Raw genomic sequence first — 25,169 nt, 5'->3', positions numbered from 1 at the left:
GCTTCATGTGACAGTCCTTTGTCATATAATTGTCATAATTTAATTAAACAATACAGGGGATTTAATTATCCTCTTGCCGTCTACATGAATTCTAATCTTCCTCCTGTTTCGGATTCACCGCTTGCCAGTTCACAGGCAAAATCGACGAATGTGCATGTCCCTACACCGAAATTCTTTATGCCGGTGTTTTTAACAATTATTATTGCAACACTTATTTATATTGGTTTTCAGGTGAGCGCTGACTTGGCGCACGTTCCAGCATTAAGTTTATATTCAGTTATTCTTCTATCAACGGCACTTTTTATTGCGCTGGGCTTTGAGTTTGTTAATGGTTTTCACGATACAGCAAATGCTGTAGCGACGGTGATCTACACCAATGCATTACCTGCACCTGTTGCAGTGATGTGGGCTGGTTTCTGTAACTTCCTTGGGGTTATGGTAGCGAGTGGTGCTGTTGCTTACGGTATTATTGCGTTGCTGCCCGTTGAGTTGATTATGAATGTCAGCTCAGGCGCAGGTTTTGCCATGGTGTTTGCCATGTTGATTGCTGCGATTTTGTGGAATTTGGGTACATGGTTCTTGGGTATTCCAGCATCGAGTTCACACACTTTGATCGGTTCGATCTTGGGTGTGGGCATCATGAACTACTTGATGCATTCAGGCAGTGGTGCTTCAGGTGTTGATATGGATCAGGTGATTAAAGTCGGTAAAGCTTTACTGTTTTCACCCATGATCGGTTTTGCTTTTGCAGCAGTGTTATTCTTATTGGTGAAAAAAATCTTTAAGAAACAACTGGAACTGTTCCAACCACCTGAAGGCAACAAACCACCACCTCCACTGATTCGTGCCATTTTGATTTTTACTTGCACAGGTGTAAGTTTTGCTCACGGTTCAAATGATGGTCAAAAAGGTATGGGTCTAATCATGTTGATTTTGATTGGTATCGTGCCTTTGGCTTATTCTTTAAATAAGAATTTAGATTCACAGCATATTCAGTCATTTGCTCAACTTTCAGGTCAAACTGCGGCTGTGATTTATCCGAATCATAACGATATTGCAGATGAAAAAGCCCGTACGGTGATCACGCAATATATTCAAACCAAAGAAATGACTCCAGAAGTTGTACCTGCTTTAGCCAGTTTGACAGATCATTTGGGTGAGCGTGTTGGCCATTACGGAGATCTTAAAGATATTCCTGAAGCTGAAGTTTCTGCACTACGTAATGACATGTACTTAAGCACGACAGCGTTCAAACGCTTGGATAAAGCGGATCAATTGCCAGCGATGTCGGAAGCGGGCAAAAAGACAGTAAAAGAATATCGTAGTAACTTAGATTCATTCTTACAGTATATCCCAACATGGGTGAAAGTGGCTGTAGCATTGGCTTTAGGTCTAGGTACGATGGTGGGCTGGAAGCGTATTGTCGTGACTGTAGGTGAGCGTATTGGTAAAAACCATATGACTTATGGTCAAGGCATGTCAGCAGAATTGGTGGCGATGACCACGATTGCAGCCGCGGATGGCTTTGGTATGCCAGTATCGACCACCCACGTGTTGAACTCTGCGGTAGCAGGGACCATGGTGGCGAATAAGTCAGGTCTGAATTTTGCGACAGTGAGAACCATTCTTTCGGCTTGGATCTTTACCTTGCCAGCAACGATTACAATCTCAGGCGGACTATACTGGTTGTTCCTACAGTTCGTGTCTTGATTGCAAAGAGTCGAATCTAACGTTTTAAACGCCTTGCTTCAGCAAGGCTTTTTTTTGATCAAAATACCTGTTTTGCATCCCCTTATCTAAAAAAATATAAAAAGTCTATTCCTCAAATGAGGAATATTTTTTCAACAAAAAATAACATACCATTTACCAGTTGAAATATTTGTTTTTGAAATGGATTCATTCGGGGGAATGGTTAAATGAATATCAAGATTTGGACAACGGGTCTGGCAATTGCTGTGATGGGAACAGGTTCAGTATTTGCAAAGGATATCTTCACAGCTGAACTACAAGTGGATGGTGTGACCCAGATAATTGGCTATAACAAGATCCTGAATGTTGCCGATCAATATGAATCTGAAAATATGCGTAAAATATTCCCAAATTATTCAGATACATCAGCATTGAATGCAAAACTTGATTTACGTAGTGTTCCTGTCAATATCAGTTATGCCCAGAACTCATCTACCTTGGTTTTCAAGATTCCATCTTTAGGCATTGAGCGTAGCTATATGGGTGCAACCCGTGAGGAAAGTAAGGAAAAATTTATTGATGCGCTGGAAGGCATGGATAAAGACCTGTTAAAGGCATTAACCAAGGAATGGGTAAAGAACTCACCAGTTGATCCTGTTGCAGGCAACCCAACCAGTTTGCTTTCAAATATGGCTGTTTCAATGACAGACAGTTTATCTGACATGGCAACCAATCAGGCTTTCGGTTTAAAAGACCAGTCATCTTCCAGTTTTTCGATAATGCCACGTTTTGGTCGCTATACCCAACAGGGCTATGGTCTCAATGTCTATAACCTGCCATTGGCTTACTCACACTGGTTTGACTCTAAAAAAATGGGTTTGGTAATTGATGCGCCAATCACCCTGGTGGATACAGAGGATGCACTTTCTGGTAGCTTGAATCTTGGGGTAGGCCTTAATTTTCAGGTAACTTCAAATGATGCAATGACCTGGTATCTCATGCCACAGGTTCGTGTGGGCGCAACAGGTTCACAGGATTTTGGTACAGCGGCACTGATTTATGGTGGAGGTTTAAGCAGTAATGCCCAATTCCCAATCAATGAAAGTTCTAATATCTCGATTATCAACATGATTTCTTACTATAAGACGGATGCGCTGCAAGTGGGTGATTTTGACAGTGGTTATGACCTGCAAAACACCATTTTCCGTAATGGGGTCGAGTATAGCCATGTCCTGCATAAAACAGTTGCAGGTAGTCCATTGATTGCCAAGTTACAGTATGCAAGAACAGATTTCTATGGCGATCAACTTTATTCTGACTTCCAGCATGATCTTTCTGGCTCAATTGGCTTTAAAAACCTTAAACCAAAAGCATGGATTGATGAATACCGTGTTGGATTTACCTACACCTACGCGGACAATAACTTAAAAGGCTTTATGGTAAATGCGGGTTATACATTCTAATACGTCTGATCTAAAAATTACTCCCCAAATGAGGGATGGTTCTTAGACTGGTTTATCTATTAAGATAACAATAATAATAATCTGGTGATGGATTTTACATTTTAATGGAATCACATGACTGGGTAGCTTACCTTTACACTCCGCCATTCTCTATATAGGGAATGGCTTTTTTTATCGTATTTTGTAGAGATGCATTTTAAATACTTGAAATAACAAATTAAATACAATATGGTGATACAGGAATGAAACCTGATACATAAATGTAATGGATTTACTTGAAAATTACTATAATGAATTATGTGAACTGATTTATCAGATTCCCCTAAATAAAGATGGATGGTTTAACTTTTCCAAAGAATTACTTAAAATCTTGAATGTGTCTTATGTGCATATTCAGGCTATCGACTTTTCCTATAATGTATTGTCTTTTAGCAATGGTGTTGGTTCCCTGCCATTAGAGGCGTATGCCTTGGCTGAACTGGATTATCTGCGTTATCCAACTGAGGCAGACCCACGCTGGGTGAAATTTCTGGACCCTGAACGAAAGGGCTGGTATCAATGCCATACGCATGTACCTGAAGAATTTGTGAAAAATTCTGATTTATATCAGAAAATCCTTTTGCCTTATGGCCTAAGGTATGTGGCAACCCATGAACTGATTCTGGATGAAAAGCTATGCGTGTTCTGGAGTATGAGTACATCACAGCAACGGCAACCGCTGAACCCGCAGGAGTTGGCATTTCTGGATCGCTTATTGCCACATTTAAAACGTATTGTCATGGCACAGCGGCATTTATATGAATTTTCCCTGGATAATATCGTTGGCTATAACCTGATTGATAAATTGGCGCAGCCGATTATGCTGCTGAATTTATCTGGGCAGGTTGTCCATAACAATCCAGTGATGCAACGTTTTTTGGCGGAAAATGAATGTGTACAGGTCACCAATCAGCGACTGACTTTACCAGAAAAAGATCAGATTCAGTTTTTAGAAAAGCTTTATCAAATTGAGGAGGTATTTCGATATAAACAAGCACAGTTGGAACAGTATAAAGACATAAAGTTTTTAATTAAAGAAACAGGGCATAGCTTATCCTGCACAATTAATTTGTTGGCTTCTGAAAAGGAAATGTCATTTTTTGGTATTCGCCCTTTGGTGATGCTGAGTTTTGATGATGTGCAAATAACATCCATTAAAAATCAAGACATTCAGAAAAAATATCACTTAAATCATGACTATCTAAAACAAACCTATAACCTGACCAAAAGGGAACTGGAGCTTTGTGACCTGTTTGTGAATGGCATGAATCTGGAACAGGTTGCAGAAAAAATGGGGCTGACCAGAAGCTCAATACGTACCTATCTTAGAAATATCTTTGCAAAAACACCTTGCAGCTCTCAGGTGGAGTTGATGCAGTTACTGATGAGTATCCGTAGTTAATATTAAGCCAACGTGGTTTTATAGCGGTAAAGCTTAAATTTTGTTTAAAACATCCTTAAATGAGGATATGTGCAAATTGTGTGACTCAGTTAGCATGAACCTGTGTACGATTTAACTCGGGGGATACACGGATGTTGGCTGAACAAGAAAACAAAGTGATTGGCATGATCTACGAGGCTGCCTTAAACCCAGCCTTATGGCAGGATGTACTGACTGAAATTGTTGATTTTACTGGAAGTACCACCGCGATTTTTACCGCAACCGACCAATTAAGCCCGAATTATGATTTTGTCTTTACCCATAATATACCGCCTGAAAGTATGCGAGCCTATCAGGATGAGCAAGTCAAAGTACTGGATATGCGTTTACACACACCTTATTGGGCAGAAAAAGCTTTAGGTGAGACGGTTCTGCAAACTTTTGCTTTTTATGCAGATATGCCCAAAGACACAGATCAATTTATCTTTTATGAAAAATGTGCCAAACCCACTAACATTACGCATGTGGCGGCAGTTTTGTTGGAACGGAGTGCCTATAGTTGGGCGGTATTTGCTGTACACCGTTCACCACAATTAGATGAATATAGCGAACAGGAAGAAAAAATATTAAAGCGTTTAGGGGTACATTTACGCCGTGCATTACAGATCTACCGTCAGATCACACTATTGCAGGAAGATAAGAGGAATATTTATCAAGTATTGGATCGTTTTAAAATAGGCGTGATCTTAATAAATCAGGATTACCGCTTATGCTATGCTAATGCAATTGTAAAGAAAGTATTTGAAAAGTCATCTATATTGGAACTGGATAAAAATAATAGTTTAAAGACCTTAAAAATTTTTCAGGAAAAATTAAATCAGCTTATCCGTAGTGCCTTGTTTGAGAATGATGACCTGAATAATGAAGCTGGTGGAGTGCTCGCACTTTATGGTGATAATGATAGCTCATTAATGCTCAGTATTTTACCTTTTTCAGAAACTGAGGCGCAGTATCATCAAAAACAGGCGATTATTTTCGTGACCCAAACCAATCAAGCACAATATTTAGCTAAAGATTATCTTATCCAAAAATATAAACTGGCAAAACGTGAACTGGAAGTCTGTGATTTATTTGTCAATGGTTTAAGTCTTGAACAGATTGCCGAGCACATGGATATTACCTATGGTTCCATTCGTGTCTATATTAAAAATATTTTTTCCAAAACGGATTGTACTTCCCAAACTGAATTGATGCAGTTGTTGATGGGAATAACACTTGAGTTTGAGCATATTTAATTTCATCTGTTTTATTTAATTGTCTTAATTTTAAAATCATTTGATAGACCCGTATTCGATAGCAGGGCGAACTGCCCATACGGGTCTATCAAATGATTTACGCCTTGATTTTATCTTAATTTTTTATGATCTGATATTCCCATTTGGGAATGTCTATAAAGTATGTGATTCAGTTAGCATATTTATTAATATCTATTGGTGGGGAAAAGTTATGAAACGTTCAATTTTATATACAGCAGTTTTTAGTGCTATGTTGGTGATGACAGGTTGTGGTGGTGGGGAGAGTGGTGATGGAAACAAAGAGACCAATCAAAATACTAGTCAAAACAACAATTCAGGCAGTAATAATGAGAACAATCAGAACATAGGAACTAATAATAATCAAAATAGTAATCAGAATACTCAACAGCCTGAAAAAGATGCCTGGGTTGTGAAAGGTCGGGTTGTAGATAACAATCAGCAAGTGGTAGAGAATGCCAAAGTTTCAGTTTTGCTGGAAAATGTAGAGTATTCAACAAAATCTGATAAAAATGGTGAATATGCTTTAAAGCTGCCAAAAGACTTTAAGTATCCTGAGCACCTTTCAGGTATTGTGTATGCAGAGGGATATAAACCCACAACATTATTATTAAGTTATCAAAATAAGACGTTGTATATTGATCAAGACAGTAATAATCCAATCATTAAGAAGATGCAAGAACAGGATGTCATTTTCTTCAATGGTCTAACAGTCATTCATTTGGGAGATGATTTTGCTACAGGAAGTGCAAATTCACAATTCCAGATTAAGGCTCAAGGAATTTCATGGAAAGATAGCTTTATTTATAGTGCAGCTAAAAAATCAAAATATGATCAAATTTGTATATCGCTAATGGGTAAAGGAATTCAGACTGATAGTGATGTAAAAAATATTATTGCCTTGTCTAAAAATGGTCAAGCAGGAACGAGTGTATCTCAACCATTTAAGGCAAGTGCAGAATCAGGTGAATATACTAATCTTGAGCATTGTTTTTCTTTACAAAGCTTTAATGCTGAAGATCAGATTGAACTTTTAATCCAATCATATGATGGTGGAAATAGTTATGATGACTTTGAGATGATTAATATAGAAGGTGTATTTAAAAGCAGTGGTAATACATCTAATAGTGGTAATATCAGCACAGATGGTTCTAATACTGGTTCGGGCAATGCATCTAGTAATGGAAATACCAATAATGGTACTAATGGCGGATCCAATAATTCCAATAGTTTACCGTTATGTACTTCGAGTTCGACATCTGCAGGAACTGTACAATGTGTAGGTAAGGATAATATTAATTATCTATTTGGTAGTTTTAACAGTCATATTGGAAATGTTGCAGGATATAGTGATCACACTACTGGTGATATACAAACTGCTACATCATGTTCGGTAACACGTTCAGGAAATGATATTACAGTTAATATCCCATCATTAGGTGTTTCTGCCAAAATAACAGGTGAGGCTTTACAGGTGATTACTCCATCAACGGTAGAGGGACAAAGTTTAATTTTCTTAACAAGCCACACTGATAAAGCTGGCTATATGCAGAATACATCTTATAACGGACAAGTAATTAAATCTTCAGCAGTGACAGTGGGAACAAAAACCTATACTTGTGCACAATACTAAGATTGGAAACAAAAAATTAATTCAATTTTAGAAATACCCTTAAGCTTTTAAGGGTATTTCTATTTACTTTAATTTTGATCTCGTTTTATTAACAGAAGACTCTAAGGGATAAAAATGGCTACTTTAAGGTAGCCATTTTATTTACTAACACGTTTTAAGCCTGTTGAATTCCAGCAACAACCCAATCCTGTTGTGAACCAGCAGGTTTAACAAAATGCCAGATTTCAGTAAATGGTTGAGGCAGGCTGTTTAAATCTTCACTGACTGTACCTGTAAAACGTACACTGACAATATATTGACCATTCTCAGTTGCAGTATCTGCCACCATCGCATTCAGGTTACTAAATTCAGCAACATCCTGATCCTGATTGGCCATGATGTCCTGATACATTGAATTAAAAAGCTCAGGTGTTAAATAACGACGAATTTCTTCAACATTACTTGCACTATTGATAGATTGAATGTGGTTGAAACGCTGACGTGCAACACGCAGGAATGCAGCAGGTTCAGTACCATCAGGAAGCTGATTGCCATTACTCATTGAAGCGCCACCAAAAGGTGCTTGAGTTGCAGCACCACCAGCGACGGATTGACCAAAAATATTGGTGTTATCGCCAGATTGACGAGCTGTTGATTGAGGTGAGCTAGGGCGGCCAAAATTATTCTGACCACCATTGTTTGGTGCATAAGGATTATTCGCCGCTAATTTTTTTTTTGCGCCCAATTTACGGAACACAAAGAAAGCGATAGCAGCTGCAAGAAGAACCCAAAGCCAGCTAGGAATGCCACCTTTTTCTTCTTGTTGAGCTTGTTCAGCAGTTTGTTGTTCTGTTGCAGTTGGATTCTTATCATCAGCAAGCGCATTTGCAGCAACAGCACCTACAGCAGCACCTGCCACACCAGCAGCAACCATTGAACCTACACCAGGACCTGATTTTTGCGGAGCAGTTGTTTGTTGTTGAGTCGGAGTCGCTTGACGAGGTTGTTGGTATGACTGGCTAGTTGAGCTAGAACGGCTCATACCATGACTTTTACCGCCACCTGCACGTTTTGCCTCCGCAATCGGTGCTGCAACCAAGGTTGCCATTAAAAGAGCTGCCATCAAGCCACGCTGGTGTACTTGCATCGAAAATTCCTATCTAAACCCAATTTGTCAGTGTATTTATGCAGGCATTTGTTGGTAATTTCAACTAGAAAAATATATTTTTATGTCAGTCAATTATTCAATTTCAACCTAATTCATCACTCAGCTGCATGGCTTCAGTCAAGGCCTCATGTAAACGTGCCACAGCAATGATCTGAACCCCCTCAACCGATTTCTGTGGTGCATTGGCCCTTGGTAAAATCACATATTTAAAACCATGCTTGGCTGCTTCTTTCAAGCGTTCCTGACCATTTGGAACAGGGCGTATTTCGCCAGACAAGCCGACTTCACCAAACACAGCCAATTGCTGGGGCAGTGCCTTGCCACGTAAGCTGGAGGCGCAGGCCAGTAAAACGGCAAGGTCTGAGCCTGTTTCGGTAATTTTTAGACCACCCACCACATTGACATAGACATCCTGACCAGACGTCTGCACGCCGCCATGGCGATGCATCACGGCCAGCAGCATATTTAAACGGTTTTGTTCCAAACCCAGTGCCACACGTCTTGGCTGCCCATGTGCATCATCTACCAGTGCCTGTACCTCAACTAAAAGCGGACGGGTGCCTTCACGGCTAATCATCACAATTGAACCAGCAATGGCTTCATCATAGCGACTGAGGAAAATGGCGGATGGATTGGCGACTTCACGCAGACCTTTATCGGTCATGCCAAACACGCCCAGTTCATTGACTGCACCAAAACGGTTCTTGACTGCTCGAATCATGCGGTAACGTGAGTCAGATTGTCCCTCAAAGTACAATACACAGTCGACCATGTGTTCCAGAACACGAGGACCCGCAAGCGAACCCTCTTTGGTAACATGGCCTACAATAAACAATGCTGTACCACTATTTTTAGCAAAACGGGTCAGTAGGGCGGCAGATTCACGAATCTGTGATACGCCACCTGGGGCAGACTGTAGGGTTTCGGTATAGAGTGTTTGAATTGAATCCAGAATTGCTACGACAGGCTTTTCCTGTGCCAAAACCTCACAAATACGTTCCACACAGGTTTCTGCCATTACCTTAAGCTGATCTGTGGGAAGATCAAGGCGTTGTGCGCGTAGTGCGACTTGAGAAAGGGATTCTTCGCCTGTGACATATAAGGCATTGCTTTTCTTGCTTGCCATGTGTGTTGCGGTCTGGAGCAGAATGGTCGATTTGCCAATACCAGGATCACCGCCAATCAGCACCACCGAACCTGTGACCAGCCCACCGCCGAGCACACGGTCAAATTCACTGATTCCTGTAGAGAGGCGGGTTTCACGTGAGACTGAAATTTGATTCAATGTGGTGATATTGGCGACCTGACCTGCATACCCCCCCATTTTGGGGCGGGCACGATGGGAAATTGTTGATTCTAAACGTACCTCGGTCAAGCTGTTCCATTCACCACATTCTGAACATTGTCCTGCCCACTTGGGGTGATCAGCGCCACACTGTTCACAACGATAAACTGTTTTAACTTTGCTCATATTTAAGATACGTGATGGATCAATCAAAATTATTGAAAATGTAGCAATAGCGTATCCGAAATACAAATTTTATCTACAGACAGTCGCCAAATTTGAGTTTGGCACGTAAACTGCTAGGCACAAGGAATGCCAGTTTAAATATAAAGGAGAGGAAAATTGAGTGAAAAAGCAACTAAAAAACCTGAAATTTTAAAAATCTGAAGAAAATCTGCAAAAACTTTTTCTATTGTTAAAGTTTTTAAGCTAATTTTGTGACATAAAAACTGAGAGTTGAATATAACAATGTCAAATGAGTTTCTTGAGCCATCCAGTGAAAATGGAGGGCTGCACCGTAGTTTGTCCAACCGACACTTACAGTTGATTGCAATTGGTGGAGCAATTGGAACAGGATTGTTTATGGGATCGGGCAAAACCATTAGTTTGGCTGGTCCATCCATTCTGTTCATTTATGGCCTAATTGGTGTGATGGTGTTTTTCGTCATGCGTGCATTGGGCGAACTGTTGTTATCCAACCTGAATTATAAATCTTTTATTGACTTATCCACTGATTTAATTGGTCCCTGGGCGGGTTATTTTGTGGGCTGGACCTATTGGTTGTGTTGGGTCACCATTGGTATCGCCGATCTGTCTGCCATTATCTACTATCTGGAATTTTTCAATGGGGGGGAATCCTTTACACCAATGGGTGGATTGCTGATCAGTACTGTTGCAATTCTATTTGTACTTGGACTGAATCTGGTCACTGTGAAGCTGTTTGGTGAAATGGAATTCTGGTTTGCAATGGTCAAGATCACCGCGATTATTGTGTTGATCGCCGTTGGTTTATGGATGATCTTTACTGGATTCACCAGCACCAATGGTACGGTTGCGAGCATTTCCAATCTTTGGACACATGGGGGTATGTTTCCGAAAGGTCTGGATGGTTTTCTGGCTGGATTCCAGATTGCCATCTTCGCCTTTGTTGGGGTGGAACTGGTTGGTACAACTGCTGCTGAAACACAGGACCCAAAGCGCAACTTACCTAAAGCAATTAACTCAATTCCAATCCGTATCATTATTTTCTATGTATTGGCATTGTTTGTGGTGATGTGTGTTACTCCGTGGGATCAGATTAACCCTAAAGTCAGCCCATTCGTGAATATCTTCTCACAGGCGGGTGTTGCCTCTGCTGCAATTATCATGAATCTGGTGGTGCTGTCCTCGGTCATGTCATCCATGAACAGTGGGGTATTCTCAACCAGCCGTATGCTGTTTGGTTTATCAACGGATCAACAGGCACCAAAATTATTTGGTAAATTGTCTAAATCTGCCGTTCCTTCAAAAGCATTGGTTTTCTCATCAATCTGTATCTTTATTGGTGCATTTGTACAGTTCATTTATAAAGTACAGACGGGAACCAACGATGAAGTGACAGCATTTACTCTAGCAACCACTTTATCAACCATCCTGTTTATCTGTGTGTGGATTATCATTATGTGGAGTTATATCAACTACCGCAAAAATAGACCTGAGCTGCATGCACAATCAACTTTTAAACTCCCAGGTGGCGTGTTTACCTGTTGGGTGGTGATTTTATTCTTCCTTGCAACCATCTATTTCCTTGCGCTGGATGAAACCACGCTGGAATCGTTAAAGGTCAGCCCAATCTGGTTCGTTATTTTGGCAATTGGTTATTTCTTTTATAAAAAGAAAAACTAGCAAATAGCAGAATGCTTTTCTAAAAACGTCAGCGAAACGCTGGCGTTTTTTATGGTTTTAGGCTTTAGCCAATCTAATGATCACGCTATACTGCTCCGAATTGTAAAAGTTAGGTGCTCAGATGCTTAAAGTCATTTGTTCCATCAGTTTATTATTGAGCAGTATGTTACTCACGGCATGTGGTCAGTCAGGGGCGTTGCAATTGCCATCTGACCCAAACCATGACAAACGCGCAACATACCTGCTGTATAAAAATGAAGCCGCTCAGGCCAAGGCTTCATCTAATGTAAATACTGAAAGTCAGGCAACACCATCACAGATCACCTCACCTTAAGTTTGTAAATAAGGACATCTTCATGAGTTTCACTCGTATTAATGGGGTATTGCATGCTGAGCAATGTTCATTGGACCAGCTCGCACAGCAATTCGGCACGCCTTTATATGTTTATTCAAAAGCAACTTTTGAGAAGCATTATCTGGATATGCACCGTGCCTTTGATTTTATTGATCATCAAATCTGTTTTGCAGTGAAGTCAAACTCAAATATTGCAGTGTTGAATGTTCTGGCAAAATTAGGTGCTGGTTTTGATATTGTGACGGGTGGAGAATTAGCGCGTGTGCTTGCGGCTGGTGGAGATCCAGCAAAAATCGTCTTCTCTGGTTTGGGTAAATCCGAAGCGGATATTGAAAAAGCTTTAAATGTTGGTATTGCCTGTTTTAATGTGGAGTCGCATGCCGAGCTGGATCGTATCCAGAAAGTAGCGGCGAAACTTGGTAAAAAAGCCCCAATTTCCTTACGTGTTAATCCAGATGTGGATGCGAAAACTCATCCTTATATTTCTACAGGCTTAAAGGAAAACAAGTTTGGTATTCCAAGTGATACAGTCTATGAAACCTATCAATATGCAGCTTCACTGCCGAATCTTGAGATTGTCGGTATTGACTGCCATATTGGTTCGCAATTGACTGAGACCAAACCATTTGTGGATGCGCTTGATCGTGTCATTGTCATGATTGAGCAGTTGAAAAGCTTGGGTATCAACCTCAAACATATTGATATTGGTGGCGGTCTAGGCGTTTGTTATAAAGATGAAACACCACCAAGCGTTGAGGAATATGCCAATGCGATGCGTCCAGCTTTGGAAAAACTGGGCTTAAAAGTCTATATGGAGCCAGGGCGTAGTATTTCTGCCAATGCAGGTGTATTACTCACCAGGGTGGATTTACTTAAACCAACCAATCACCGTAACTTTGCCATCATTGATGCAGCGATGAATGACTTAATTCGCCCCGCTTTATATGAAGCATGGATGGATATTCAGTCGGTGAATCCAAATCCTGATGTTGAAGTCAAAACCTGGGACCTGGTTGGTGCAATCTGTGAAACTGGCGATTTTCTCGGTAAAGAGCGTGATTTGGCATTGCAGGAAAATGATGTTCTCGCTGTATTGGGCGCAGGTGCCTACGGTTTTGTCATGAGTTCAAACTACAATACCCGTGGTCGCGCTGCCGAAGTCATGGTCAATGGTGATCAAGCCTATTTAATTCGTGAACGTGAAAGCATAGAATCACTTTGGGAAAAAGAGCGTTTGTTGCCTGAGGAGTAAATTGAGATGTATTTAGAATTTACCAAAATGCATGGTTTGGGCAATGATTTTATGGTTGTTGACCTGATCACGCAGCGCGCTTATTTAGATGCGGTTACTATTCAGCGTTTGGCAGATCGTCATTTTGGCGTGGGTTTTGATCAACTGCTGATTGTTGAGCCACCTGATTTTCCAGATGTTGATTTTAAATATCGAATTTTTAATGCTGATGGTTCAGAGGTGGAACAGTGTGGTAATGGGGTACGTTGCTTCGCCCGTTTTGTGCATGAGCGTCAATTGACCACCAAAACCAAAATTCGTGTGCAGACCAAGGCTGGGATTGTTGAACCTGAATTAGGTGCAAATGGTTGGGTTCGGGTCAATATGGGACCGCCAAAATTTCTTCCTGAAGAAATCCCATTTATTACTCAGGAACATGAAGATGCTGAGGGCTTATATCAACTGGAACTTGCAGATAATAAAAGCATCAAGATTGATGTGGTGAACATGGGCAACCCTCATGCTGTGACTATTGTACCTGATGTATTAACTGCTGATGTTGAGCGTATCGGCCCCCAAGTAGAATCACACGCACGTTTTCCTGCACGTGTAAATGCGGGTTTTATGCAAATCATTGATGAAAAGCATATCCGTTTGCGTGTATATGAACGTGGTGTGGGTGAGACCTTGGCCTGTGGTACAGGGGCTTGCGCGGCCGCGGTCAGTGGTATGCGCCGTGGCTTGCTTGCCAATGAGGTTGAGGTTCAGCTTGCAGGCGGTAAGCTACATATTGCCTGGCGTGAGGGGGATGTGGTCTGGATGACAGGTCCAACCACGCATGTTTATGATGCGCGTCTGGATTTAAGATATTTTCAAAGCTAAAATTATGATAACTAAACACCCTGAGTTGCAGGGTGTTTATTTTTTAAAATAAAAATATAATTTCAAAGGATAAAATGAATAACTTGGTTTTTCTTCCAGGCGCATCTGGAAATACCCAATTCTGGAATCCCTTGATCGCACAATTGCCTAAGAGCTATACCAAACAAATAATTCATTATCCAGACTTTCATGGTGTGGCTGCACATCCAGATATAAATAGTTTTGATGATTTAACCGATTATGTGGTTGCACAGATTCAACAACCCTCGATTTTAATTGCTCAATCAATGGGTGGTATTTTTGCCATCGCAGCCACATTACAAAAGACTGATCTGGTCAAAGGCTTGGTTCTGATGGCAACTTCGGGAGGTATCAATTTAGACCCGTTTCAAGTTCAGGATTGGCGACAGGGGTATCAGCAAGAATATTTGCAATATCCTGATTGGTTTGTTACAGCAAAGGTAGACTATGAAGCCGAATTGGCACATATTCAACAACAGGTTTTATTATTGTGGGGAGATCAGGACCTGATTAGTCCTGTTACTGTGGGACAACATTTACAGCATATCTTTAAGAAATCTGAACTTTATGTGATTCAATACGGAGAACATGATTTTGCTGAACAGTATGCAGATGAAGTTGCTATTTATATCAATGCTTTTATAAAGCAATTTTAGGGAGTTGAGTGTGCAGACAGCTTTACAACTACTTTCCATGTGGTTAAAAGAGCGGACAATTCAAAATCAGTCTGAACATACCATTACGGCCTATCAACGTGATCTTACTGATTTTTTTAAATTTTGTGAAAATAAACAATTACAACTACATGATGTTGAAGCTTCGGACTTGCGAGAGTATTTGGCTACACGTGTTGAACAAGACCAACTGAGTTCTAGTAGTTTACAACGTCATTTAACATCAATTCGCCAATTTATGAAATGGGCTGAGCAGGGACAATATTTACAGCAGAATCCCTCAGAAGATTTTAAGTTAAAACGTCAACCCCGTCCCTTGCCAGGCATGATTGATATTGAAACCATCAATCAGATTCTGGATCAGCCTGCACCTGAAAAACCAATTGAGCAGCAATTATGGTTAAGGGATAGGGCGATGCTTGAGCTGTTATATTCGAGTGGTCTACGTTTAGCCGAGTTACAGGGTTTAACTGTCAAGGATATTGATTTTAATCGACAGTTATTACGCATTACAGGTAAGGGCAATAAAACCCGAATTGTGCCTTTTGGAACCAAAGCTAAACAAAGTCTGGTTGAGTGGTTAAAAATCTATCGGATATGGCAGGGTGGTTTTGTAGCAGATTCAGCCGTGTTTATTTCACAGAAAGGTAACGCACTGACTTCACGACAGATTGAAAATCGGGTTAAGTTACAGGCCCAACGGGCAGGAATCAGTGTCGATTTGCATCCACATTTATTACGACATTGTTTTGCCAGTCATCTGCTTTCTGCCAGTGGCGATCTACGTGCAATTCAGGAAATGTTGGGTCATAGTAACCTATCCACCACCCAAATCTATACCCATCTCGACTTTGAGCAATTGATGAATGTATATGACAAAAGCCATCCTCGGGCACAAAAAAGCTGAATCCTGATATATTATGTTGCAAAATTGGACGTTAAATAGGCAACTCATTTTACAGAGCACACTTAAACAATGTTCTTACTTTATTGACCATTTTTTGCAAAAAGTGCTGAGTATTTGGATTTGCCCGAAATGATCAGTTACAGAACATCTGCTTTTTGTCTGCAAGATCTATTTTAGGTTGTTGAATTTTATAAAATATTAATAAAATCAAAATGTAATATTGATAAGAGCGGATAGCTCAATTGAGTTGATTTCTCAGTGCTCTAAATTAGTGAACTGAGCATTTCATCTTTTTTACAGCCACATGGGAAATTGTGACTTGACCGAAATGCCAAATACATTGCAAGATAGGGCACCTAAAAAGTTTCGATCGAAGAGTTAGAATGCTCTTCACTACATTTACTTGCTTAGAACAGCCGAGGATTACATGAAGGCTCTTGTCGCTGTAAAACGTGTGGTTGATGCCAACGTTAAAGTTCGTGTTAAGCCGGACAATAGTGGGGTTGACCTTACCAACGTTAAGATGTCAATCAACCCATTCTGTGAAATCGCAGTGGAAGAAGCGGTTCGCTTAAAAGAAAAAGGAACGATTTCAGAAATCGTTGTTGTTTCAGTGGGTTCTAAAGACGCGCAAGAACAAATTCGTTCTGCAATGGCTTTAGGTGCTGACCGTGGTATTTTAGTTGAAACTGCTGACGAAGTTGGCGCTTTAGAAGTTGCTAAAATTCTAAAAGGCGTTGTTGATGCTGAAAAACCAGAACTTATTTTATTGGGTAAGCAAGCTATTGATGACGACTCTAACCAAGTTGGTCAAATGCTAGGTGCTTTACTTGGTGCAGGTCAGGGTACTTTTGCTTCAGAAGTAAAAGTAGATGGCGACAAAGTTCAGGTAACACGTGAAATTGACGGTGGTTTACAAACTGTTGAGCTTGCACTTCCTGCAATCATCACCACTGACTTACGTTTGAATGAGCCACGTTATGCGGCACTTCCAAACATTATGAAAGCACGTAAAAAACCGCTAGACATTAAATCTCCTGCAGATTATGGCGTTGCAACAGGTTCTAAGTTGAAAACTATAAAAGTTGAAGCACCTGCTGAGCGTAAAGCGGGCGTACAAGTGAAATCTGTAGACGAACTTGTAGAAAAATTGAAAAACGAAGCGAAAGTGATCTAATACAGAAGGATAAAAATCATGAGTATTTTAGTTATCGCTGAGCACGACAATAAAGCACTAAATGGTGCAACATTAAACGTTGTTGCTGCAGCTCAAAAAATCGGTGGTGATATCACTGTATTGGTTGCGGGTTCTGGTGCACAAGCAGTTGCAGACCAAGCAGCTAAAGTTGCAGGCGTAAGCAAAGTATTGCTTGCTGATGATGCTGCTTATGCAAATCAATTGGCTGAAAACGTTGCTAGCTTAGTTGCTGACATCGCAAAAGGCGGTTACAAATACGTATTAGCTGCTTCTACAACAACTGGTAAGAACATTCTTCCACGTGTTGCTGCACTTCTTGACGTAAGCATGATTTCAGACATTATTGCTGTTGAATCTGCAAATACTTTCAAGCGTCCTATCTATGCAGGTAACGCAATCGCAACTGTTCAATCTGACGAAGCAATCATCGTTGGTACAGTTCGTGCTACAGCATTTGATGCTGTAGCTGCTGAAGGCGGTTCTGCTGTAGTCGAAGCTGTTGCTGAGGTGAAAGATGCTGGTGTTTCTAAGTTTGTAAGTGAAGAAATCGTGAAACTTGATCGTCCAGAATTAACTGCTGCGCGTATCGTTGTTTCTGGTGGTCGTGGTGTAGGTTCTGGTGAAAACTATCACAAAGTACTTGACCCATTAGCTGACAAGCTTGGTGCTGCTCAAGGTGCTTCACGTGCTGCTGTAGATGCTGGCTTTGTACCAAACGACTTCCAAGTAGGTCAAACAGGTAAAATTGTTGCACCTGACTTGTATATTGCTGTTGGTATCTCTGGTGCGATTCAGCACTTGGCAGGTATGAAAGATTCTAAAGTTATTGTTGCAATCAACAAAGACGAAGAAGCACCAATCAACAGCGTTGCTGACTACTGGTTAGTGGGCGACTTGAACACTGTTGTACCTGAATTGGTATCTAAACTTTAATTCGCTCTGAATAAAGTTGAAGAACGCCCCGAAAGGGGTGTTTTTTTATGTTAAAAATAAGAATAAATAAATGAGAGCATTACCGATGAATTATACTTTTAAGACCTATTTTCTGATGCTGGCTCATTATAATCAGTGGGCAAATAACAAGTTGTTTGCAGTTTTAGAGGCTTTGCCTGAAACACAGTTGAATCAGGACTGTGGCGCTTATTTTAACTCACTGATTCAGACTGCAAATCATGTGTTGGTTGGGGATTTCCTCTGGTTTGAACGTATCTGTGGACTACAACCCTCGCGTTATGCACTGGATGATGTTTTATATCCAGACATAAAGGAATTAATTCAAGTTCGTAAAAACCATGATCAATCTTTAATTGATTATGTCCAGGTTCATGATCAATCAGCTTTTCATCAAGCATTGACCTATATTCGCCGTAACCAGACCTATACAGAGCCATTGATTGAAGTGTTGGCTCATATGTTTAATCATCAAACCCATCATCGTGGGCAAATGCATAATATGGTTTTCCAGTTGACAGGTATATCACTTGAGCTGGACTTGATTTATTTCCAAAGGGAAAATGCTTGCCTATATCATTAAATCGCGAGTACCAGACGCTGGAAAAATGAGTGATGTTACCTATCTTTAGTTGCTTATTTTTTAAGGAAAATATAAGTGAAATGGTCGAATTTTCGAGGATGCTGTGAGGTGAATCAAACAACTGGCCATTATAGGATGATCAAGAATCATCATCTAATTTTAACTATATAATTTATATAATATTTTTATTGTAAAAAAATGCTATTTTTCATGCTGAAAACTCCCAGTTAACCCGTCCTTTATGCTATAATTTTTCGCTGTATTTTTTATTTTAGTTCAAGTTTTTGAACTGAATTTTTGCAAGATTGAAGACATAAAAACAGGTGGAACCATCGACCTGTAAACAAGGAGTATGCATGAGCGTATCGGAAATTAGACCGATTGCCATTGAGGACGAACTCAAGCATTCATATCTAGATTACGCCATGAGCGTAATTGTATCTCGTGCATTACCAGATGTGAGAGACGGTCTTAAACCTGTTCACCGTCGTGTATTGTTTGCGATGCACGAATTGGGCAATGATTATAACAAAGCATACAAAAAGTCTGCTCGTGTTGTCGGGGACGTGATCGGTAAATATCACCCTCATGGTGACAGTGCAGTATATGAAACAATCGTTCGTATGGCGCAAAATTTTAGCTTGCGTTACATGTTGGTTGATGGTCAAGGTAACTTCGGTTCTGTCGATGGGGATAGCGCAGCAGCAATGCGTTATACCGAAGTTCGTATGCAAAAGTTGACCCATGAAATCTTAGCAGACTTAGAAAAAGATACTGTTGATTGGGAAGATAACTACGACGGTTCTGAGCGTATTCCTCAAGTGATGCCGACACGTATTCCAAATCTTTTGATTAATGGTGCGACGGGTATTGCGGTAGGTATGGCGACCAATATGGCGCCGCATAACATGACAGAAGTGGTGAATGCATGTTTAGCCTATGCCAATAACCCGAATATTTCTATCGAAGGCTTGATGGAGCATATTACGGGTCCAGATTTCCCTACGGGCGGTATTATTTACGGTAAATCAGGCATTGTTGATGCCTATCGGACTGGTAAAGGCCGTTTGCATATTCGTGGTAAATATCACTTTGAGGAAGACCCAAGAACAGGCCGTACCACCATCGTCTTTACTGAGATTCCTTACCAAGTTAACAAAGCAAAAACCATTGAGCGTATTGCCGAGTTAGTCAAAGAAAAGAAACTTGAAGGTATTTCCGAACTGCGTGATGAGTCTGATAAAGAAGGCATGCGTATCGCGATCGACCTGAAGCGTGGCGAAAATGCAGAAGTGGTGGTGAATAACCTGTTCCTGCATACACAACTTCAAAACTCGTTCAGCATCAACATGGTCTGTCTGGATAATGGTCAGCCTAAGTTGATGAACCTGAAAGACATCATTGCGGCGTTTATCCGTCACCGTCAGGAAGTGGTGACCCGCCGTACCATGTTCGAATTGCGTAAAGCACGCGAGCGTGGACATATCTTGGAAGGCTTAACCGTTGCCTTGGCCAATATTGATGCCATCATTGAAACCATTAAAACCTCTGCAAACCCAGCCGAAGCGCGTGAACGTTTACAGGTAGGTGAGTGGGCTGGCGGTGGCGTGGTGGCATTGCTGGAAAAAGCAGGTGCGATCTCTGTTCGTCCAGATGAAATTGAAGGCGAAGACCCAACTCGCCCATTTGGTTTGTCAGGTGAGATTTATCGCTTGTCACCTACGCAAGTTGCAGCAATCTTAGAATTACGTTTGCACCGTTTAACGGGTCTCGAACAAGACAAGTTACATGCAGAATATTCTGAAATCTTAGGTCAAATCGCTGAATTAACAGCAATTCTCAATGATTTTAATTTATTGATGAATGTGATCCGTGAAGAGCTTGCTTTAATCTTGCAACAATATGGTGATGGGCGTCGTACTGAAATTGTTGAATCAGGCGTTGATTTCTGCCGTGAAGATTTGATCCCAGAAGAACAAGTGGTATTGACTGTTTCTCAAACAGGTTATGCGAAAACTCAACCACTTTCTGACTATCAAGCACAACGTCGTGGTGGTCGTGGTAAGTCTGCAACTTCGATGAAAGATGATGATATTATTCAACATTTAATTGTGGCATCAAACCATGCAACAGTTTTATGTTTTACCAATGTCGGTAAAGTCTATCGTTTAAGAGTGTTTGAGGTTCCGCAAGCTTCACGTGGTGCAAAAGGTCGTCCAATTATTAATTTGCTCCCATTGGATGCAAATGAAACCGTGACTGCAATCTTACCGTTGACTGAATTCCCTGAAAATCACTATGTATTCATGGCAACAGCATCAGGTACGGTTAAACGTGTTGAATTAGCACAATTTAGTAATGTTCGTTCTAACGGTTTACGTGCGATTGAGTTGAACGAAGAAGATACTTTAATTGGTGTTGCAATTACCGATGGTAATCAGCAGATCATGTTGTTCTCGAACGAAGGGAAGGCAATTCGTTTTGCTGAAACAGATGTTCGTGCGATGGGACGTACTGCAAAAGGCGTGCGTGGTATGCGTGTGAGTTTTGCAAGCAATACCATTGAAGCCGAAGATGCTGACGTTGAAAATGATGATAGCGATGACAATGATGATTCAGTAGATTCGAATGTTGTCAGCCGCATCGTTTCACTGGTGGTTGTGCCTGTCACAGGTGAAGTGTTGTGTGCTTGTGCAAACGGTTATGGTAAGCGTACACCTGTTGATGACTTCCCGACCAAGAAACGTGGTGGTAAGGGTGTGATTGCCATTAAAACTAGCGAGCGTAATGGTGAACTTGTTGGTGCTGTGTCTATTGATGAAAGCAAAGAACTAATGCTGATTTCTGATGGTGGTACATTAGTGCGTACCCGTGCGGCTGAGGTTGCAACCACAGGTCGTAATGCACAAGGTGTTCGTTTAATTCGTTTAAGCGATGCTGAAACACTGGTGGGTGTGGTTTCAATTGAAGCTGTTGAAGATGACGAAGTGTTGGAAGCGACAGAAGAAGTGGAGGCTACTGAGGTTGAAGCGGTAACTTCTGAAGACGTTACGGCAGAACCAAAAGATGATGCTACTGAAGAGTAATTAGTCTCTTGGCAAAAAACCCAAAGTCAGCTTTGGGTTTTTTTATGCTTGTTGTTTTATGGGTTTTATCATTACCAGGCGATAATAGGAAAGCGCCAATAAAATAGCGCCTACCGTTGCGAGATAAATCAGTTTTGGTACAACAACAGAGGTGGGGACACCCATCTGGTTGAGTTGTACAAACATCTGTACCCCATGAGTTGAGGGCAGTGTCCATGCAAACCACTGCATCCATTCAGGCATTGCTGCATGTGGCCATGCGGTGCCTGTCAGTAAAAACAGGGGAACGGAGGTCACCACAATCAAATGCCCAACCCGTTCAGGCATATCCACCAGTGAACCCACCAGCATCGCCAAACCTATAATACAACTCACATAAATCGGTACAGCAAGCAACATGCCCCAGAAATTGCCGCCATGAGGATACTCATAGAACCAGAAAGTAAAACCGAATAGATACAGGCAACCCAGACAACTGATGGTGAGAATGGCTGCAAAAATCGCCCAGAATTCTAATCTTTCAGCAATCCAGCCTTTTTCACGGTAACTGGCAATCAGCATTGCCAAGCCAAGTAAAATGGTCTGATGAATAATCAGGCTGGCCACCGCAGGAAAGATATAACTCCCGTAACCTGACAAGGTATTAAACAATGGGATTTGGTGAATTGAAAGTTCAGGATGAAATTGTGAAGCCTCACCAAACTTTTCAAAATAGTCCTGTAAGGTCGATTCAATCGAACCCGCCAAGCCTGTTCCCACTTCCTTGGTTCGGATGAAGTAGGCGGTGCTGAGATACAGACCGATCCCACCTATTTCGCCATGTTTTAGGCTATTGGTCAGGTTTTCTGGTAATAACAGGATACCCTCAGCTTTCTGGTTTTTAACCAATTGCTCCGCTTCGAGAAAATTATCAGTCACCGTGATGATGTGGATGTGTGGGCTGTTGGAAGCCTGAGTGATGATCTTTGAAGTCAGAATGCTTTGTTCCTCATCCACAATCACAATCGGAATATCTTCTGCTGACTGGGCTTTATAGGCGGTTGGATAGAAAAAACTATAGAGAATGATTGCTGCAATCAGGGTGGTAAATACTGAGGTATTGGCGACAATATTTTTAAAGGTTTGAATGTAATAACAGAAAAATGACTTCATGAGCGTTGCTCCAAGGTATTTTTCCTTAACAGGCGAATACTTAAAGCAAAATACAACGCCGAGAAAATGATCAGGATACCAAAGGGAAGCAGTGATACCCATAAATCACTACCGATTACCCATTGCTCGGTCTGTAGTTTTGCATAGGGGGTATAGGGAATAATCATTGACCAGAACTGGGTAAATGCAGGTGCATTGTTCAAGGGTAGGGTAATGCCCGAAAAACTTGGGGATGAACCGCCATACAGGGCGATAAAACCAAAGGTTTTGGGTAAATCCTTGGTTGCCAACACCACCGTGCTGCTAATCACTGCATAGGCAAAATACAGAACAAACTGGGCAATTAAAATCAGGCTGAGTGAACCAGCAATAAAATAGCCACGAATATGTGCCAGCCAGAACATCCAGGACCATGTCCAGAAACAGAAAATGCAAACATAGACTAGGATTTTTCCAAGAAAACTGGAAACAATCTGTTGGGGATTAACCCATTCAGCAAAGGTATTTCTTTTAAATTCCTGTCCAATAGCAAAAGCCACACAACAGCAAAGCAATAAATGTAGCACCGCAGGCACCATGAATGGTTCCAGAAACAGTTCATAGCTCATGCTGGGATTATACAGTGTGGAAATCTTGATATGCGGTGTGGGCATGTCCAGATAGGGAATGTTATTTGATAAATAACTTTCCCCCATGTAATCCGCCATACCATTTAATGTGCTGATCAGCATGGCGGAGGAAATGGTATTACCAATACTAAAAAAGGACTGGTTATAGGCAATGCTGATTTGGGCATCCTGTGCCTTGACCAAACGCTGTTCCGCACCATCTGGAATCAAGACAAATCCCCATACCTCTGTGCTATTGACCAGCCGTTCGGCTTCATCCTGACTGGCAGTAATGGTTTTGACCTTGAGGGTATGGTTGATGCTGAGCGCGTGAATCACCTTGCGGCTCATTTCACTTTGGTCTTGGTCGATAATGGCGATAGGCAAATGATCAGCCTTACCTGATGAAAACATGCTTGCAAAAAGAACAATCACCAGCAAAGGGGCAATCACTGCCATAAAAAGATCGGCTTTATGGCGTTGTAAATAGCGTAATTCCCGAAGCATGCCAGCAAACATCAGTTATTTGGCCTCTTCAATCTTGAACAGGACACTCATGCCTACTTTTAGGTCAGGAATGGATTGTTCAGGAACCAGGTGAAACTTGAAGCTGCGAATATCATAGCCACCTGTCTGGCGTGTAGTTTTAATGGTGGCAAAGTCACCCTCAGCATCAATATTCTTTACTTTGAAGCTGGCCTTGCGATTCAGTGCAGGGATAAAGCCATCCAGGGTTTTGTTTTTATAGATGGAGCTATACATATCTTCACGGATATTCAGGCTCACCCATAAATCATGGTCTTCAATGATGCTCACCACTGGAATACCAGTCGCCACCAGTTCAGTGGGTTTGCCATAGGTTTTGGACACGGTTCCATCAGTCGGGGAATACAGCTTGGTTTCTTGATCCAGTGCATTGGCTTCTTTCACCGCAGCCTGAGCCATGGCAACCTGTGCATCAGCAGTGGACTTCTGCTGTTCGGTACTGCCACGTTTGGCGCGTGCATATTGTTGATAGGATGCTTCCGCCGTTTCACGGGCAGAGGTCTGTGCCGCCAGCATTTCATCACGTCGCTGACGGGAAATCACCCCTTGCTGGTAAAGGTTTTCACCCCGTTTATAGGTGGTTGCCGCCAATTCAGCCTGAGTTTTCATGGCTTGCCAGTTGGCATAGAGGGTATCAATATTTTCCTGCTGGGTACCACGGTAGACGGTTGAATGGAATGCCATTGCACTTTGCAGGGCTGCCTGTGCCTGCTCCTTTTTAGCCTCCAGTTCAGGACTGACAAAACGCACCACAGCCTGACCCTTTTTAACGGTTTGCCCCTCAGTGACATAAAATTCCTCAATGCGGCTAGGCACCTTAGTGCTGATATGTACCGTTTCCGACTCAACCCGACCTTGCAACTCAACAGTTTTCGGAAGATAGGCTTTCCATAAACCATAGGCAATCAGACCAAGTAAAAGGACGACTACAATAAACATGATCAGTTTCAGTTTATTGCCTTTGCCTGATCCAGTTGAGTCAGCTTTGCTGTTCGGAGTCGTTGTGTTGACTGAAACATCCTCATGCTGTTTTTCTGGTTGAATAACAGGTTCAACAGAAGTTGCTCCCTGATGTTCAGTAGGAATCGTCTCTTGACCTATATCACGTTCTGAATTGGATGATGATTGATCTTGACTCATA

The 25,169-nt window shown here is 41.4% G+C and carries 20 protein-coding genes; 15 read left to right on the top strand and 5 right to left on the bottom strand.

Going from position 1 to position 25,169, the window contains the following annotated elements:
* Positions 1-84 precede the first annotated feature (84 nt).
* The 5 genes from F973_RS10425 to F973_RS10405 all read left to right on the top strand — a co-directional run bounded on the left by F973_RS10425 (position 85) and on the right by F973_RS10405 (position 7,518).
* Positions 85-1,710: an inorganic phosphate transporter gene (locus F973_RS10425; protein WP_004761683.1), complete on the top strand. Its 1,626-nt coding sequence runs from the start codon at positions 85-87 to the stop codon at positions 1,708-1,710.
* 206 nt (positions 1,711-1,916) lie between these two features.
* The gene (locus F973_RS10420; protein ID WP_004761682.1) at positions 1,917-3,152 is read left to right on the top strand and encodes a hypothetical protein; all 1,236 of its coding nucleotides are present in this window, start codon (positions 1,917-1,919) and stop codon (positions 3,150-3,152) included.
* 265 nt (positions 3,153-3,417) lie between these two features.
* Complete coding sequence (locus tag F973_RS10415; protein ID WP_004761680.1) at positions 3,418-4,593, top strand: helix-turn-helix transcriptional regulator; 1,176 nt, start codon at positions 3,418-3,420, stop codon at positions 4,591-4,593.
* 131 nt (positions 4,594-4,724) lie between these two features.
* Positions 4,725-5,867 carry a helix-turn-helix transcriptional regulator gene (locus F973_RS10410; protein ID WP_004761679.1) on the top strand — a complete coding sequence of 381 codons (1,143 nt, stop codon included), beginning with the start codon at positions 4,725-4,727 and terminating at the stop codon, positions 5,865-5,867.
* A 211-nt stretch (positions 5,868-6,078) separates the two neighbouring features.
* On the top strand, positions 6,079-7,518 hold the full coding sequence (locus tag F973_RS10405) for a carboxypeptidase-like regulatory domain-containing protein (protein ID WP_004761678.1): 1,440 nt from the start codon (positions 6,079-6,081) through the stop codon (positions 7,516-7,518).
* Between the two features lie 154 nt (positions 7,519-7,672).
* Here the strand turns inward: F973_RS10405 and F973_RS10400 are convergent, their stop codons facing one another.
* Both F973_RS10400 and radA read right to left on the bottom strand, forming a co-directional pair.
* On the bottom strand, positions 7,673-8,644 hold the full coding sequence (locus F973_RS10400; RefSeq protein ID WP_004761676.1) for a Tim44 domain-containing protein: 972 nt from the start codon (positions 8,642-8,644) through the stop codon (positions 7,673-7,675).
* Between the two features lie 103 nt (positions 8,645-8,747).
* Positions 8,748-10,136, bottom strand: coding sequence for a DNA repair protein RadA (gene radA, locus F973_RS10395; RefSeq protein WP_004761674.1), 1,389 nt, complete (start codon positions 10,134-10,136; stop codon positions 8,748-8,750).
* A 282-nt stretch (positions 10,137-10,418) separates the two neighbouring features.
* Here radA and F973_RS10390 point away from each other — a divergent pair, with 282 nt between their 5' ends.
* The 10 genes from F973_RS10390 to gyrA all read left to right on the top strand — a co-directional run bounded on the left by F973_RS10390 (position 10,419) and on the right by gyrA (position 21,722).
* Positions 10,419-11,834 carry an amino acid permease gene (locus F973_RS10390; RefSeq protein ID WP_004761672.1) on the top strand — a complete coding sequence of 472 codons (1,416 nt, stop codon included), beginning with the start codon at positions 10,419-10,421 and terminating at the stop codon, positions 11,832-11,834.
* Positions 11,835-11,955: 121 nt separating this feature from the next.
* A complete protein-coding gene (lptM, locus tag F973_RS10385) occupies positions 11,956-12,168 on the top strand; it encodes an LPS translocon maturation chaperone LptM (RefSeq protein ID WP_004761670.1) in 213 nt (70 codons plus the stop codon).
* 22 nt (positions 12,169-12,190) lie between these two features.
* Positions 12,191-13,441 carry a diaminopimelate decarboxylase gene (gene lysA, locus F973_RS10380; protein ID WP_004761668.1) on the top strand — a complete coding sequence of 417 codons (1,251 nt, stop codon included), beginning with the start codon at positions 12,191-12,193 and terminating at the stop codon, positions 13,439-13,441.
* Between the two features lie 6 nt (positions 13,442-13,447).
* Positions 13,448-14,302, top strand: a complete 855-nt coding sequence (dapF, locus tag F973_RS10375) for a diaminopimelate epimerase (protein WP_004761666.1) — start codon at positions 13,448-13,450, stop codon at positions 14,300-14,302.
* A 74-nt stretch (positions 14,303-14,376) separates the two neighbouring features.
* Entirely contained in the window at positions 14,377-14,979 is a 603-nt protein-coding gene (locus F973_RS10370; protein ID WP_004761664.1) for an alpha/beta fold hydrolase, read from the top strand.
* Between the two features lie 37 nt (positions 14,980-15,016).
* Entirely contained in the window at positions 15,017-15,904 is an 888-nt protein-coding gene (xerA, locus tag F973_RS10365) for a site-specific tyrosine recombinase/integron integrase (RefSeq protein ID WP_171062347.1), read from the top strand.
* Positions 15,905-16,331: 427 nt separating this feature from the next.
* The gene (locus F973_RS10360; protein WP_004761660.1) at positions 16,332-17,081 is read left to right on the top strand and encodes an electron transfer flavoprotein subunit beta/FixA family protein; all 750 of its coding nucleotides are present in this window, start codon (positions 16,332-16,334) and stop codon (positions 17,079-17,081) included.
* 18 nt (positions 17,082-17,099) lie between these two features.
* Entirely contained in the window at positions 17,100-18,035 is a 936-nt protein-coding gene (locus tag F973_RS10355; protein WP_004761659.1) for an electron transfer flavoprotein subunit alpha/FixB family protein, read from the top strand.
* Between the two features lie 85 nt (positions 18,036-18,120).
* Positions 18,121-18,636, top strand: coding sequence for a DinB family protein (locus F973_RS10350; protein ID WP_004761658.1), 516 nt, complete (start codon positions 18,121-18,123; stop codon positions 18,634-18,636).
* 356 nt (positions 18,637-18,992) lie between these two features.
* Positions 18,993-21,722, top strand: a complete 2,730-nt coding sequence (gene gyrA, locus F973_RS10345; RefSeq protein ID WP_004761656.1) for a DNA gyrase subunit A — start codon at positions 18,993-18,995, stop codon at positions 21,720-21,722.
* Positions 21,723-21,764: 42 nt separating this feature from the next.
* Here gyrA and F973_RS10340 read toward each other — a convergent pair whose 3' ends face one another.
* Genes F973_RS10340 through F973_RS10330 form a run of 3 tightly spaced genes read right to left on the bottom strand, consistent with a single transcriptional unit; the run spans position 21,765 to position 25,168 of the window.
* Entirely contained in the window at positions 21,765-22,874 is a 1,110-nt protein-coding gene (locus tag F973_RS10340) for an ABC transporter permease (RefSeq protein WP_004761655.1), read from the bottom strand.
* A complete protein-coding gene (locus F973_RS10335; RefSeq protein ID WP_004761653.1) occupies positions 22,871-24,001 on the bottom strand; it encodes an ABC transporter permease in 1,131 nt (376 codons plus the stop codon). Before F973_RS10335 ends, F973_RS10340 begins: the two co-directional genes overlap by 4 nt.
* Before the next feature lie 3 nt (positions 24,002-24,004).
* Positions 24,005-25,168, bottom strand: a complete 1,164-nt coding sequence (locus tag F973_RS10330; RefSeq protein WP_004761652.1) for an HlyD family secretion protein — start codon at positions 25,166-25,168, stop codon at positions 24,005-24,007.
* Between the last annotated feature and the right edge of the window lies 1 nt (position 25,169).

This window comes from Acinetobacter sp. CIP 102129, from assembly GCF_000368305.1.
In the GTDB taxonomy this organism is placed as follows: domain Bacteria; phylum Pseudomonadota; class Gammaproteobacteria; order Pseudomonadales; family Moraxellaceae; genus Acinetobacter; species Acinetobacter parvus.
This window is presented reverse-complemented; position numbering and strand designations above follow the sequence as displayed.

Excerpts from the sequence above, each read along its gene's own strand:
- xerA (WP_171062347.1), top strand. The coding sequence starts at position 15,017 with ATGTGGTTAAAAGAGCGGACAATTCAAAATCAGTCTGAACATACCATT.
- F973_RS10355 (WP_004761659.1), top strand. The coding sequence starts at position 17,100 with ATGAGTATTTTAGTTATCGCTGAGCACGACAATAAAGCACTAAATGGT.
- F973_RS10390 (WP_004761672.1), top strand. The coding sequence starts at position 10,419 with ATGTCAAATGAGTTTCTTGAGCCATCCAGTGAAAATGGAGGGCTGCAC.
- F973_RS10405 (WP_004761678.1), top strand. The coding sequence starts at position 6,079 with ATGAAACGTTCAATTTTATATACAGCAGTTTTTAGTGCTATGTTGGTG.
- lysA (WP_004761668.1), top strand. The coding sequence starts at position 12,191 with ATGAGTTTCACTCGTATTAATGGGGTATTGCATGCTGAGCAATGTTCA.
- F973_RS10330 (WP_004761652.1), bottom strand. The coding sequence starts at position 25,168 with ATGAGTCAAGATCAATCATCATCCAATTCAGAACGTGATATAGGTCAA.
- F973_RS10370 (WP_004761664.1), top strand. The coding sequence starts at position 14,377 with ATGAATAACTTGGTTTTTCTTCCAGGCGCATCTGGAAATACCCAATTC.
- lptM (WP_004761670.1), top strand. The coding sequence starts at position 11,956 with ATGCTTAAAGTCATTTGTTCCATCAGTTTATTATTGAGCAGTATGTTA.
- F973_RS10340 (WP_004761655.1), bottom strand. The coding sequence starts at position 22,874 with ATGAAGTCATTTTTCTGTTATTACATTCAAACCTTTAAAAATATTGTC.
- dapF (WP_004761666.1), top strand. The coding sequence starts at position 13,448 with ATGTATTTAGAATTTACCAAAATGCATGGTTTGGGCAATGATTTTATG.
- F973_RS10350 (WP_004761658.1), top strand. The coding sequence starts at position 18,121 with ATGAATTATACTTTTAAGACCTATTTTCTGATGCTGGCTCATTATAAT.
- F973_RS10415 (WP_004761680.1), top strand. The coding sequence starts at position 3,418 with ATGGATTTACTTGAAAATTACTATAATGAATTATGTGAACTGATTTAT.
- F973_RS10360 (WP_004761660.1), top strand. The coding sequence starts at position 16,332 with ATGAAGGCTCTTGTCGCTGTAAAACGTGTGGTTGATGCCAACGTTAAA.
- F973_RS10335 (WP_004761653.1), bottom strand. The coding sequence starts at position 24,001 with ATGTTTGCTGGCATGCTTCGGGAATTACGCTATTTACAACGCCATAAA.
- F973_RS10410 (WP_004761679.1), top strand. The coding sequence starts at position 4,725 with ATGTTGGCTGAACAAGAAAACAAAGTGATTGGCATGATCTACGAGGCT.
- radA (WP_004761674.1), bottom strand. The coding sequence starts at position 10,136 with ATGAGCAAAGTTAAAACAGTTTATCGTTGTGAACAGTGTGGCGCTGAT.
- gyrA (WP_004761656.1), top strand. The coding sequence starts at position 18,993 with ATGAGCGTATCGGAAATTAGACCGATTGCCATTGAGGACGAACTCAAG.
- F973_RS10425 (WP_004761683.1), top strand. The coding sequence starts at position 85 with ATGAATTCTAATCTTCCTCCTGTTTCGGATTCACCGCTTGCCAGTTCA.
- F973_RS10400 (WP_004761676.1), bottom strand. The coding sequence starts at position 8,644 with ATGCAAGTACACCAGCGTGGCTTGATGGCAGCTCTTTTAATGGCAACC.
- F973_RS10420 (WP_004761682.1), top strand. The coding sequence starts at position 1,917 with ATGAATATCAAGATTTGGACAACGGGTCTGGCAATTGCTGTGATGGGA.